Source organism: Dyella agri (assembly GCF_044904705.1).
Classification (GTDB): domain Bacteria; phylum Pseudomonadota; class Gammaproteobacteria; order Xanthomonadales; family Rhodanobacteraceae; genus Rhodanobacter_A; species Rhodanobacter_A agri.
In genome coordinates this window covers 26,547-39,603 of the sequence record NZ_JADIKL010000008.1, presented here as the reverse complement: position 1 = coordinate 39,603, position 13,057 = coordinate 26,547, and the positions used below count along the sequence as shown (strand labels likewise).

Below are 13,057 nucleotides of genomic sequence, written 5' to 3'. Positions count from 1 at the left end.
GATCACTTGGTCTTTTGCAATGATCGGAAGACTAGCCAAAAAACCAAAGCCGCGATCAACCCGATGGCCCCAACTTCTACGACGTTGAGGACGTATTCCCTCCATCCTTCTGACGTGACCTGCCCATTGGAAAGAGACGTCACCATGGCAGATCCGTTCCAATGCGTATAGGAAGCGGTCGTTGACTTACCCATAGGCCAGGAAAATGTCGCAAAAGGTATCAACCCTATTGCAAAACCCGACAACAGTACGGACCAAAAGTTGACCTTACCAAGCCATGAGAGAAGAAAAAATAACGGTAGTGCAAGAACGAGGATGTGCAGGAGCACAACAACAACAACGAAATAAATTCCTGCAGATGATCTGGAAAAGGCCTCCTCAATAAAAATTGGCGTGATCGACGCACAAATGAATGCCGTAAATGTCGCAAGAAACTTTTTCATGGTTTTGGCCTGGCTGTTCATTTACTGACATTATTGATTAGATTTTGCGTCTGTTGAATCCAGACATTGTTTATATCATTTGCAAAAGGACTACTCGGAGATTGCAACGAACTCGTGCCCTCGCCGAAGTTATGAACAACGCCACCACAAACCTCCCGAGCTACGTATCCAGGAAACAGAGGGTGACCTGGAAGGGTGACGTTCACAACTACAGTATTTCCTGTCGCAGGATCTACGGTAACGTAAGACATCACTGGGCTATTGTTATAGCCACCACCAGCCCCGTCCCCTATCCCGTCCAGAAAATTAGAGAGGTCTTGAAAGGCTGTCGGAGTTGCGTCGTTATAGGTTCCGCCTGCCGTGGCTGCGCTAGGTGAGCCAGGTGTGGGGTTATTGATAATTTGCTGTGTAATCGCGCCTGCATCTGCTCCGCCCGTACTCACTGGAACGTCGTAAGCATGATAGTTTTCGGAGCTTGAATTGATCGTAGTTGGCCATCCTGCCGGCTGCGGGAAGCTAACGGTTGGCCCCCCTGGCGCCGCGCATGTAACGGTACCCCCAGCTGCACTACAGGACAGCCCCAGTCTGTCACTCGCATTCAAAGGACTAGATCCAGTGTAGGCATACGTCGACATGCCTGCCGCTAATCCAACCGGATCACTCTGGATGTACCGCCCACACGCCGGGCAGTAGTCCCGAAAACCGTTATGTACCAATCCCGACTCCGCATCGTAGTACTGGCCGGGGAATCTTAGATTGAGCACGTAACCCGTCGTCGACGTCGGCTGGTGCTCCCCGAAGGGATTCCCTACATAAGGCAGCTGCCAGATCACGGTGCCGGCACTGTTTGCCACTACTCTCGGCGTACCCAGCTGATCAGCAGTCACATAGTTGACTGTGCTGGTCGTAACGCTGCCATTGATGGTGTTGTCGACCACGGCCACCGGCAGGCCACCCAGCCAGATGTAGTCCCTGTTGGTGGTGCCGTACTCGCCGATCAGCTGGCCAGCTTCGTTGTAGGCGTAACGCTCAGTCACGGCCTGCGGGAAGCTTGCTACTTTGCCGATACGCTCGCCCAGGGCGCTGTACGTGTAGTTGCCGACCGTCTGGCCATTGAGTTGCACCACTGTCAGGCGATTGCGCTCGTTGTATCCGAAGCCGTACGTATTACCGCCGATGACACTACCTGTGGTGTTGCCGTCGGCGTCATTGGCTTGGGCAGCGTTACCGATGCTGGCGATCTGATGTGTGCCGGTGGTGTAGAGATAAGTGCCTGTGGCCAGACCCGGCGCTGTCTTGCTCAGCCGATCGCCGGTCGGGTTGTAAGTGTAGGTTTCGAGCGCGGCGCCGGTGTCGGTGATGCCGGTGAGTCGATACAGCGGATCGTAGTTGTACGTCTCCGTCGCCGGGTTGGCGCCCGGCGCATTACCCAGTGCCGTGATATCGCCCATCGCATCGCGAGCAAAATGCAGGTTGAACGCTGGGCTCGTGAGATCGGTCAGCCGGTAGTTGGCGTCGTAGGCCCGGGTGACGGCCTGGCCGTTGCCCAGTGTGTAGCCGCTGACCGGGCCGAACGGCTGATAGGTGACGCTGCTGACGGCGGTGCTGGCGGTGCCGTTGGGCGGCGTGACGCTGAGGCCCTGGATGCGCCCGTCGCTGTCGCGGGTATAGGTGGTCAGCGTGCCGCTGGGGTACACCATCCCGCTCAACCGGCCGGCGGCGGTGTAGGCGTAGCCGGTGGTGTCGGTGGTGGCGCCGGTGATCTGCTGTTTCTCGATCACCCGGCCCTGGGCGTCGTAGCAGTACACCGTAGTGACGGCGGTCTCGACGATACGGGACAGGTGGCCGATCGGGTAGGAGCTGCTGCAGCCGGTGACGCTGTTGGCCTCGTCGTAGTGGTACGCGATGTTCTGGGTATTGTCGGCATAGCTCGCACTCAGGCGGCGGTCCTGCGCATCGTAGGTGTAGGTAACGAGGACGCCCTTGGCATCGGTGGCGGTGAGTACGTTGCCGGCGGCATCGTAGGTCCGTGCTGTAACCCCGGTATCGGGGCTGGTGAGCCCTGTCGGGTTGGACAGGCCGTCGTATTGGTAGGTCGTGTTGAGGCCACTGGGATCGGTCACCTGGGTGGGGCGATCCAGGGCATCGTAGGTGTATTTCGTGGTGGTGTTGGCGGTCTGCGCGAGCAGGGGTGCAGCGCTCGCGAGCATCGCCAGACCCAGCAGCGCGCCGACAAGCGGCTTCCTTGCAGCGATTGGCCTGCTGCGACGCAGGGGCGGGATCTCTTTCACGGCTGCTGAGGCATTCATTGCGACGTGTCCTTGGTCCATGTCCATGCACCCTGTCAGTTCGTTCCGTTGTAGTTGTCGATCGTCTGTACCAGGCGGTCGAGTGCGTCGTAGCTCGACTGCCGTTGGATACCCAGCCCGTCGCCGCTCTGTACCAGGTTGCCGTTGGCGTCGTAGCTGCCGGCCGCACTGGCGTTGAACACCGTGTGGCTGAGGCCATCGACCACCGTGGTCAGCTGGCCCAACGGGTTGAAGGTACGGTTGAGACTCTTGTGCGCTGTGCCGCCGCTGTCGAACACCTGCTCGGCCGTCTTGTTGCCGGCCGCGTCCAGCGTGTATTGCAGGTAGTTGCCTTGGGCATCGGTGATCTTCACCAGACGGTGGGCGGCGTCGTAACCGTAGCTGGTGATCACCCCATCCGGATCAGTCACCGAGGACACCGCGCCATAGGGCGTGTAGCCGAAGGACGTTTGTGCGCCACCGACCGTACGGCTGGCGAGCCAGCCACGGGGCGTGTAGGTGAGATCGGTGTTTATGCCGTTGGCGTCGGTCTCCCGGGTGATGCGGCCATCGGCGTCGTAGGAAGCGATGGTGGTGACGTGGCCGGCAGGATCGGTAACGGTGTGCAGGTCGCCGGGCTGGTGGCAGGCGCCGCCCGGCGTCGGGCAACCGCTGGTCGCGCTGTCCAGGTAGTAGCTGTAGCTGGTGGTCTGGGTCAGGTCAGTGCGTGGGCCGGTGGCGGTCAGCAGCAGGCCGACCAGCGGACACTGCGTGGTATCGACGGCGGTGCAGTAGGTGTAGGTCCAGCGGCGTACACCAGCAGGCACCGTACCGGTGGCGCTGCAGGCGTAGCCCGTGGCGGCACTGTTGGTCGGGTCGATCTCGCAGCGCGCCTGGGTCTGGCCGGCGGCGTTGTAGACCCACTGGGTGGAGCTGACGGTGGTGTTATTGGCGTCCAGCACCGTGCGCGTCAGCGGTACGCGCAGGGTCGAGTTCCAGGTGGTGTTGGTGGTGCGCTGGTTCGGTGTGCCGGAAGCGTCGATCTGCTGATCGAGCAAGCCGTTGGCGTCGTAGGTAGTCTTGGTGACGTTGCCGTTGAAGTCAGTAGAAGAGGCCAGATAGCCGTGGCTGTCGTAGCTGTACTGCTTCGACACCGTGGTGCAGCCCGTGCAGGATTCAATAACGGTCAATGGCCGCACGGTGCCCAGGAGATATTCCGTCGAGGACTTTTCCAACTTGCCAAGTGGATCCGTGACATACTCAATGAGTTCCCCGACGCTCAAGATGTCATAGACCAAGCTGGTTTGGCCGATGCCACCGGGTCCAGAGGCGGAGGTCGCCCGGTCATTGGCGTCATACTGCGTTGTATCAACGCGATTGCCGCTTTCGTCGATCACCCCGGTCAGGTCATTGATGCCCGCGCTATTCTCTCCGTACACCAGCGTCAGAACGCTTGAATCCGGGTAAGTGATGGTTTTGAGATTGTTGTTCGCATCGTACGCGAAGCTGTAGCTCAACCCATCCGAGGCCTGCATGGTGGCAATGCGCCCACTGGTGTCGTACGAAAAGATCAGTGACCTGCCCTCCGGGTCGGTCACCGAGGCCAAAGTGCCGCTGGAGTTGTAGGCCAGTGTCTGGGTGAGGCCACCCCGGGTGATCAGCGCAATGAGCTGCCCGGCGCTGTTGTACGACTCTTGGCCGCCATTTCCAGTGGTGTACGTCCATCCGGCAATGGACCCGTCGGCGGCGTAGCTTGCCGCAAGCGTGTCGCTGACATCGGCATCAGCGATCCAACTTGTCCCATTTCGATTGAACCCAAGGACTTTCCCATCCGGGCGCAGCGCGTAGGCGGTCGCAGCGACCCCATTGTCAAACAATCGAATGATGCGTAGATAGCCGTGTACTCGGTGCGCGCCTAGGACTAGCTCAGCGGGCGCCTGGATACTGCTATTGCCGTTTTGACTGTTGTACGCAATGGAAAAATCTAGTGGAAATACCCCTGATCCACGATAAATGTCGACCAACTCGAATTTATTACCTGTACCAGGGTTGATAGGATCACCTTTCAACTTGCACGGGCAGCTCGGTAATCCGCGATTTTTGTCGGGATCAACGATGCCTGGAGGGCACAGACCATTCTGGAATTGGTCAGGCGCATACCCCCAGTGGTCTGCATTGTTTCCATACTGATCGATATTTGGGCAGTAAGCGTATCTGCGCACACTGGAACCAAGCAAATATGGCCCACCGTATAGCGAACAGTCAGACTCATTCATGTCAAGGTAATTCGCACCATAAAAATCACCATCTTCATATCCTGATACATGCTGGACAAACATCCCATCAAAAGCCCAAGCAAGTTGTCCGTTATAGCAATGCGGCACATTCGAGTTCCACGGAATCAAAAAACCTTCGAGCGGCGTAGCGTATCTAGTGTTCAGGTAATCAGGTGTCCAATTTGGCGCGTTGTAAAAAACGATGGGAGCGTGTTGTGCTTGCGCAATGCCTGTCAGCAGATTGATTACGATCAATAGGGGTAGAAGCACGTAAGCCCGTAAACTCAGGTGCGCGCCCGTGCAGAAGACGGGTGCGCCGCCTCGGTCGACAGCATTTGTTCTCAGAGCGAGGGGCTTTTTCGCGCCATTTTTAAACATTGATGCCAACCGCCTTAGCGCCCCTTGGTTGTCGGCACTAGATGCGCTGCCTCGATACATTCGTGCAGCGCCTACGACGCAGATAATGACGAGCCGTATCAATTTGACGATACGAGTGTGGCGGCCTGCGAGGAAAAAGGGGGTGCCGCGATCGCTATTCGCTTCGTCGTAGTAGCTAATCATGTTCTGATTGCTGTCGGCATCCATGTCCCTGCCTCCTATCAGTTGGTACCGTTGTAGTTGTCGATCGTCTGTACCAGGCGGTCGAGCGCGTCGTAGCTCGACTGCCGCTGGATGCCCAGCCCATCGCTGCTCTGCACCAGATTGCCGTTGGCGTCGTAGCTGCCGGCCGCACTGGCGTTGAACACCGTGTGGCTCAAGCCATCCACCACCGTGGTCAGCTGGCCCAGCGGGTTGAAAGTGCGACTGAGGCTCTTGTGCGCTGTGCCGCTGCTGTCGAACACCTGCTCGGCTGTCTTGTTGCCGGCCGCGTCCAGCGTGTATTGCAGGTAGTTGCCTTGGGCATCGGTGATCTTGGTGAGGCGATGGGCGGCGTCGTAGCCGTAGCTGGTCGTGATCCCATCCGGATCGGTCACCGAGGACACCGCGCCATAGGGCGTGTAGCTGAAGGACGTTTGCGCACCACCGACCGTACGGCTGGCGAGCCAGCCGCGGGGCGTGTAGGTCAGATCGGTGTTGATGCCGTTGGCGTCGGTCTCCCGGGTGGTGCGGCCATCGGCGTCGTAGGAGGCGATGGTGGTGACGTGGCCCAGAGCATCGGTGACCTGATAGAGGTCGCCGGGCTGGTGGCAGGCTGCACCGGGCGTGCCGCAGCTCACGGCGCTGGCGCTCATGTAATAGCTGTAGCTGGTGGTCTGCGTCAGATCGGTGCGCGGGCCGGTGGCGGTCAACAGCAGGCCGACGAGAGGGCATTGCGTGGTATCGACGGCGGTGCAGTAGGTGTAGGTCCAGCGGCGCACACCGGCAGGTACCGTGCCGCTGGCGCTGCAGGCGTAGCCCGAGGCAGCACTGTTGGCGGGATCGATCTCGCAGCGCGCCTGGGTCTGGCCGGCGGCGTTGTAGACCCACTGGGTGGAGCTGACGGCGGTGTTATTGGCGTCCAGCACCGTGCGCGTCAGCGGCACGCGCAGGGTCGAGTTCCAGGTGGTGTTGGTGGTGCGCTGGTTCGGTGTGCCGGAAGCGTCGATCTGCTGATCGAGCAAGCCGTTGGCGTCGTAGGTAGTCTTGGTGACGTTGCCGTTGAAATCGGTCGACGAGGCCGGATTGCCCTGCGCATCAAAGGTTCGGTTCGTCCAGTACAGCCCGCATTGTGCGCCGCAGGGCTGATTGATCGAGGCCGCCTTGACCACACCGTTGACGACGGCAAACCCCATCGTGATGCTGGCACCCAGCGGATACTTCACCGTGGATGTGCCGTCGCTGTTGTAGGTAACCTGCGTGGTTCCCGCGTTACCGGCAGCGCTTACCGAGATGGCCTGGCCCGCGCTGTTGAAGGCGGTGCTTTCATAACGAACATTGGCCTCATCCACGATACCAGTCATGGCGTAAGGCTGGCTGGTCCCTCCGTTCAAGGAGGACTCGTTGTATACGTACTGACGCGTGGTCGTGTCGGGGTACGCTACTGACGTCAGGTTTCCATTCGAGTCGTGGCTATAGGTCAGTGCCTGCCCATCGGGCAAGATCGTCTGGCGCAGGTAACCGTTGCTGTCGTAGGTGAAATTTAGCTGGCGTCCCTGCGAGTCCGTGACCTTCAGCAATAAGCCGGTATGGGGCGCGACACTGGTGGGGGTCTGCGAGCCGCTGTAGCTAAGCCCAACTCCGCGACCCGTTACGTCAACGATGCTCTGCAACTGGCCGTAGTTGGCGCTGTAGGTTTCGAACTGGCGTAGTGCGGCGATGAAGACCGTATAGCTTGTGGCGCTGCCCTGCGCATTGTCGGTCTCGGTCAGGCGATCCGGGCTATCCGGATCCGCCGTCCACTGCCCATTGATCTGGGTGAAAAACTCTTGACGGCCGTCAGGGCGAAAAAGGGTGATTTGGTTCTGTCCGTTGACAACGGAAAACCCTAGCAAGCGATCAAAGCTGTGACGCCATTGAATACCCGCCGCCGACACCCCTGTATATGCATCGTTATTATAGAACCGCCTAAAGGTCAGCCACCCTACCGGATCGATGTAATCATCATCCTGTAAGTAAGTATCTCCGGTGGCTACATTAATGGGGTCATCTACCATTAAAGGCGAATGCGCAGATGAGTGCGAGGCCACGCCTCCGCCTACACCACTGGCGCTCGAAGCTCCGTGTTCTCCGACACCACCACTGCAAGTGCCGGCGCAGGTGCCACCGTCGCCTAGATTTTTTACCGGATTGTATGTTGGCTTGATATAAGTTGATGGGCAGTTGTAGCCATATTCATCGTCGGGATTGTCCTCTGGACGGAGGCTGACCCAATTGCCGTTTGCATCTTGATAGTCATAATACAATTTGACCCAACCGGCCAATGTCGGAGTTGGAGGCTGATCGACACAGGGCTCCCAGCGGCTCCAGGTCGCACCCCATGCAGAGGCTGGACCATACGGCCAGGTAGCTATTACTGCTTGACATTGCCGTAGAGAAACGTCGCGCTCTGGGCATCCGGAGGCATAGGATGACCGCCAGACAAAAAAGCCGGTGCACACGCAGATAAGTAGGAACACAAACCGTTGCACGGCGAATCCAGTTGTCGAATGAACCGGCTGCATGCCTTCCTCCTTTGGCACAAGTTGAGTACGCCGAATCTTGCGGCGCGCCACGTTCAAGGTGTTGCCGACATCCATGCCCACGCCTCTGTCAGTTCGTGCCGTTGCGGTTGTCGATCATCTGGACCAGATAGTTGAGCGCGTCGTAGCCCGGTTGACGCTGGATACCTAGCTCGTCCGTGCCTTGCGCCAGGTTGCCGCTCGCGTCCTGATTACGGATTGCACTCGCGTTGAGCACCGTGCCCATACATCGCCCCCCCTGATTTCATTGACGATTGCGGTAATGCCCTTGGCGTTGGCACTGACCTGTCACCCATCGGACTAACGAAACACATCGTCGGTAGCGCTGTCGTTGGCAGCTCAAATCCGTTGGCGCACCTACATGTGCGAGTCGGCCGATGACCAGATAAGGACGAGCACCGCTGCCCATCGATCCACTATGGTCGATGGCGCAAAGGAGGGGCGAACGCATGCCACCGGCCGCGCAGGCGTCGGCGCTGGGTATGAAGGGAGTGAGCGCCAAGCCAGCAGAGGCAGCTCGCCGGCCGGGCATGAAACCGATTGCCGCGAACGAGCTACGGCACGTCTTTGTTTCCCCAGTCGTCCTTGACATCAGTGACTCTCCATCCCTGATTCGACGGCGTCATCGCAAGCCGGCCTTCGGTGGATGACCGTCACACTATCATCCCGCCTGCAGGCTAGAGTCAACGGGCAAGCGTCACGAAACTCCGATTCGGAGGAGGCATGGGCGCTTCATTCGACCCGAGCGTCATCCACTCGTGGTGCGATGCTACTACCCTCAGTTTCGTTCATGCTCCCATCTCATTCGATGCGACCCGCGCACGGTAGTTTCTTCGGTCACAAAACACCGCTGCGGAGACTCGCATGCATGAGAAACTCCGAGTTGCCCTTGACGCCGCCAATACTTCGCGCGAAGCGTACTGTGCCGATTGCTTGGTGGTTTGGCGTGAACTCCGTACAGCCGAGCCGGAACTCACTGATGCCGTCCTGGAAATGGGACTCGATGAGCTCGCTGCGGCACCGCGGGTCTGCCAGCTTGGCAGGGATAGCGACTCGCTTGCAGGATGGGTAGTTGCCGGCCGCAGTGCCGAGGCCTTGTCAGTGATGCAGCGAACCATGCACCGATTTCTTGGTTAGCCTTGGTGGGAGGCTGCATGCCGGCACACGTGTCAGAATGTGGACTTGGCCGCGCCTGCCCCACTCCCCGGGATCGAGAGGTATCGCCTTGAACGCTTCCACGCTCGCCGAACCCGCGCGCCGCACCGCCACCACGCCCTTGCCGCGCACGCCGGACCTGCACGAAACCGACCCCGCGCGCCTGCGCGCGACGCTGCGCGAGTATTTCACCAGCACCTTCGACCGCTACGAGTCGCTGTTCGAGACACTGGCCGTCGACGCGGCCTGGTACGAACCCTCGATCACGCTGCGCCATCCGCTGATCTTCTACTACGGCCACACCGCGACATTCTTCGTCAACAAGCTGCTGCTGACGCGGATGATCGACAAGCGCATCGATCCGCGCCTCGAATCCGTGTTTGCGGTGGGCGTGGACGAGATGGGCTGGGACGACCTCAACGAGGCGCACTACGACTGGCCTGGCATCGCCGAAGTGCAGGCCTATCGCGACAAAGTGCGCGCCCTGGTCACCCGTCTGATCGACGAGGCGCCGCTGGAACTCCCCCTAGGCTGGGACAACCCGTGGTGGGCCATCGTCATGGGTGTCGAGCACGAGCGCATCCACCTGGAAACCTCCTCGGTGCTGATCCGCCAGCACAAGCTGGCCTATGTGAAACCGCATCCTGCATGGCAGCCGTGCACGCAGACCGGCGAGGCGCCGGAGAACACGCTGGTGAAAGTGCCGGCCGGCAGCGTGGCGCTGGGTCGCGACATCGGTAGCGCCGTCTACGGCTGGGACAACGAATACGGCCGCCATGTGGCCGAGGTGCCGGCGTTCGAGGCCAGCCGCCACCTGGTCAGCAACCGGGAATTCCTGGCTTTCGTCGAGGCCGGCGGCTACGCCCAATCCGGTTACTGGGAAGAGGAAGGCAACGGCTGGCGCGAATTCGCCAAGGCCGCCCATCCCACCTTCTGGCGGCGTTCGGCCGAGGGCTGGCAACTGCGCCTGATGACCGGCGAAGTGCCGATGCCGTGGGACTGGCCAGCGGAGGTGAACTACCACGAAGCCAAGGCCTTCTGCCGCTGGAAATCGGCGCACGGCGGCCAGCCGGTGCGCCTGCCCACCGAAGACGAGTGGTATCGGCTCCACGCTGAAAGCCGGCGCGGCGCACCGGACGGCGAAACGCCGGACGCCAACCTCAACCTCGCACACTGGGCCTCGTCGTGCCCGGTGAACCGCTTCGCGCAGGGCGAATTCTTCGACGTGGCCGGCAACGCATGGCAATGGACGGAAACCCCGGTCTATCCGTTCGAAGGCTTCCAGGTACATCCGATCTACGACGACTTCACCACCCCTACCTTCGATGGCCGCCACAACTTGATGAAGGGCGGCTCCTGGATCGCCACCGGCAACGAGGCCGAGGCTGCTTCGCGCTACGCCTTCCGCCGCCACTTCTTCCAGCACGCGGGCTTCCGTTACGTGGTGTCCAAGAACATGAAACCCGCACCCGCCTCGCATTACGAAACCGACAAGCTGCTCAGCGAATACGCCGAGTTCCACTACGGCGACAGCTACTTCGGCGTGCCGAATTTCTCGAAGGCACTGGTCGATCTGGCCATAGACACGCTCGGCGGCTCGCCGAAACGCAAGGCGCTCGACCTAGGCTGCGCCTCCGGCCGCGCCAGCTTCGAGCTGGCCCGCCACTTCGGCCAGGTCACCGGCGTGGATTTCTCCGCACGCTTCATCGGCCAGGGCGTGGCGCTGGCGCGCGGCGACAGCCTGCGCTACCTGCTGCAGGACGAGGGCGAGCTGGTCGAATACAAGTCGCGCAGCCTCGCCGAACTGGGCCTGGCGGACACGGCCGCGAAGGTGGAGTTTTTCCAGGGCGACGCCTGCAATCTCAAGCCGCAATTCAGCGGTTACGACTTCATCCTCGCCGCCAACCTGATCGACCGCCTGTACAACCCCACGCAATTCCTCGAAGCCATCCACGAACGGCTGAATCCGGGCGGCCTGCTGATGATCACCTCGCCTTACACCTGGCTCGTCGAGCACACGCCGCGCGCGGACTGGCTGGGCGGCTTCAAGAAGGACGGCGAGAGCTTCACCACGCTGGACGGCCTCGACGCGGTGCTCGGCGTGCATTTCCAGCGGCTGGGCGAACCGCGCGCGGTGCCGTTCGTGATACGCGAGACACGGCGCAAGTTCCAGCACACCTTGTCCGAGGTGACCTTGTGGCGGCGGCGCGCATGATGCCTTCCACCGCCCCACGCAGGATGCAGGAATCAACCTCGCCGTGACGCCGGACTTCGACCAGCCCGTCGATCGCAGCGGCAGCCATGCGCTGAAGTTCGACGGCCGCCGGCAGAAATTCGGCAACGGCGAGGTCCGTCCGTTGTGGGTCGCCGACATGGATTTCGCGGTACCGACCTGCGTGAGCGAGGCCGTGGTCGCCCGCGCGCGGCATCCGGTCTACGGCTACACGCTATATCCAGAAAGTCTGTATCAGGCGCTGATCGACTGGTGCCAGCGGCGCCATCGCTGGCGGGTCGAGCGCGAATGGCTGGTGTTGGCCCCCGGCGTGCTGGCGTCGATGTCTGCGGCGATACAGGCCAGCACCGCGGTGGGCGACGCGGTGATCGTGCAGCCGCCGGTGTACCCCGGCTTCTTCCGCGCGGTGGAAGATGCCGGCCGCCGGTTGCTGTACAACCCGCTGCGCGAAGCGGATGGCCGCTACGCGATGGATCTCGCGCAACTCGAACAGCAGGTCCGCAACGGCGCACGCGCGCTGCTGCTGTGCAATCCGCACAACCCGATAGGCCAGGCGTGGACACCGGACGAACTCGGGGAGGTGCTGCGCATCGCACGCCGCCACGGACTCACCGTCATCACCGACGAAGTGCACGGCGACCTCGCGCTGGCCGGCGCCAGCTACCACCCATTGCTCACACTGGCGCAGGCCGACGACCGCATTATCGCCGTGCTTTCGCCCGGCAAGACCTTCAACCTGCAAGGCCTGGGATTGTCCGTCATGGTGGCTCCCCGCCACGACCAGCGCGACGCGCTGCATAGGGCCGTCGCGGCTTTGCATCTGGGCGACGCCAATCCCTTCGCCGTCGCCGCCGGCGAAGCCGCCTGGCGCGGTGGCGATCGCTGGCTCGATGCATTGCTGGCCTACCTCGCCTACACCCGCGACTTCTTCGCCGAGCGCCTGCGCACACGCATCCCGTCGATCCGCCTGGCGCCCCCCGAAGCCGGCTACCTGCTGTGGCTGGACTGCCGGGCGCTCGGCATGGACGACGACACACTGCGCGATTTCTTCGTCCACCGCTGCAAGCTCGGCCTGAATCCCGGCGCCGACTTCGGCCCCGGCGGCAGCGGCTTCATGCGCATGAATATCGGCACGCCGCGGCGCAATGTCGAGACTGCTCTGGAGACAATCGAGGCGGCTCTGGAGTGACGTTGCTTACCTAGACCTAGACCAATGACTGGTTTCGACCCGAAACCGCCGCCCTCCCCCTGGCGGATCTTGCGGTCCCGGCGGAGCGGGGGTAAGACCCGAAGGACGTAAGCCGGCTCAGTACGGTCACTCCAAGGCTGGGCTTCTTCGTGCGGTTATTGCGTCTGGTTGTTAGCTGGACGTGGCAAAGATAAGCTTCAGCATCAACAACGAGATGTACAGTACTCTCTTTACGCCCTCTGAGATGTAAATTCGGACAGGCTAGTTCGTATATTTGATAGTTAAAGCATTACACCATTCATCCCATCGACGAAT

At 60.9% G+C, this 13,057-nt stretch carries 7 protein-coding genes; 2 read left to right on the top strand and 5 right to left on the bottom strand.

All coding sequences use genetic code 11. From position 1 onward, the window contains the following. Positions 1 to 2: 2 nt before the first annotated feature. The 5 genes from ISP14_RS13905 to ISP14_RS13885 form a co-directional block, all read right to left on the bottom strand. A complete protein-coding gene (locus tag ISP14_RS13905; RefSeq protein ID WP_404540960.1) occupies positions 3 to 464 on the bottom strand; it encodes a hypothetical protein in 462 nt (153 codons plus the stop codon). Further along, positions 461 to 2,773, bottom strand: a complete 2,313-nt coding sequence (locus ISP14_RS13900) for an RHS repeat-associated core domain-containing protein (protein ID WP_404540958.1) — start codon at positions 2,771 to 2,773, stop codon at positions 461 to 463. The genes ISP14_RS13905 and ISP14_RS13900 overlap by 4 nt, the downstream gene beginning before the upstream one ends. Positions 2,774 to 2,787: 14 nt before the next feature. Then, positions 2,788 to 5,592 (bottom strand): hypothetical protein, encoded by a 2,805-nt coding sequence (locus ISP14_RS13895; RefSeq protein WP_404540957.1) that lies wholly within the window; start codon positions 5,590 to 5,592, stop codon positions 2,788 to 2,790. A gap of 14 nt (positions 5,593 to 5,606) precedes the next feature. Then, the gene (locus ISP14_RS13890) at positions 5,607 to 7,640 is read right to left on the bottom strand and encodes a DUF6531 domain-containing protein (protein ID WP_404541294.1); all 2,034 of its coding nucleotides are present in this window, start codon (positions 7,638 to 7,640) and stop codon (positions 5,607 to 5,609) included. Between the two features lie 595 nt (positions 7,641 to 8,235). Next, on the bottom strand, positions 8,236 to 8,391 hold the full coding sequence (locus tag ISP14_RS13885) for a hypothetical protein (RefSeq protein ID WP_404540956.1): 156 nt from the start codon (positions 8,389 to 8,391) through the stop codon (positions 8,236 to 8,238). Between the two features lie 999 nt (positions 8,392 to 9,390). On the opposite strand from ISP14_RS13885, the gene ovoA reads away from it, so the two are divergent. Further along, the gene (ovoA, locus tag ISP14_RS13880) at positions 9,391 to 11,535 is read left to right on the top strand and encodes a 5-histidylcysteine sulfoxide synthase (RefSeq protein WP_404540954.1); all 2,145 of its coding nucleotides are present in this window, start codon (positions 9,391 to 9,393) and stop codon (positions 11,533 to 11,535) included. 43 nt (positions 11,536 to 11,578) lie between these two features. Next, on the top strand, positions 11,579 to 12,742 hold the full coding sequence (locus ISP14_RS13875) for a MalY/PatB family protein (RefSeq protein ID WP_404540952.1): 1,164 nt from the start codon (positions 11,579 to 11,581) through the stop codon (positions 12,740 to 12,742). Positions 12,743 to 13,057 lie beyond the last annotated feature (315 nt).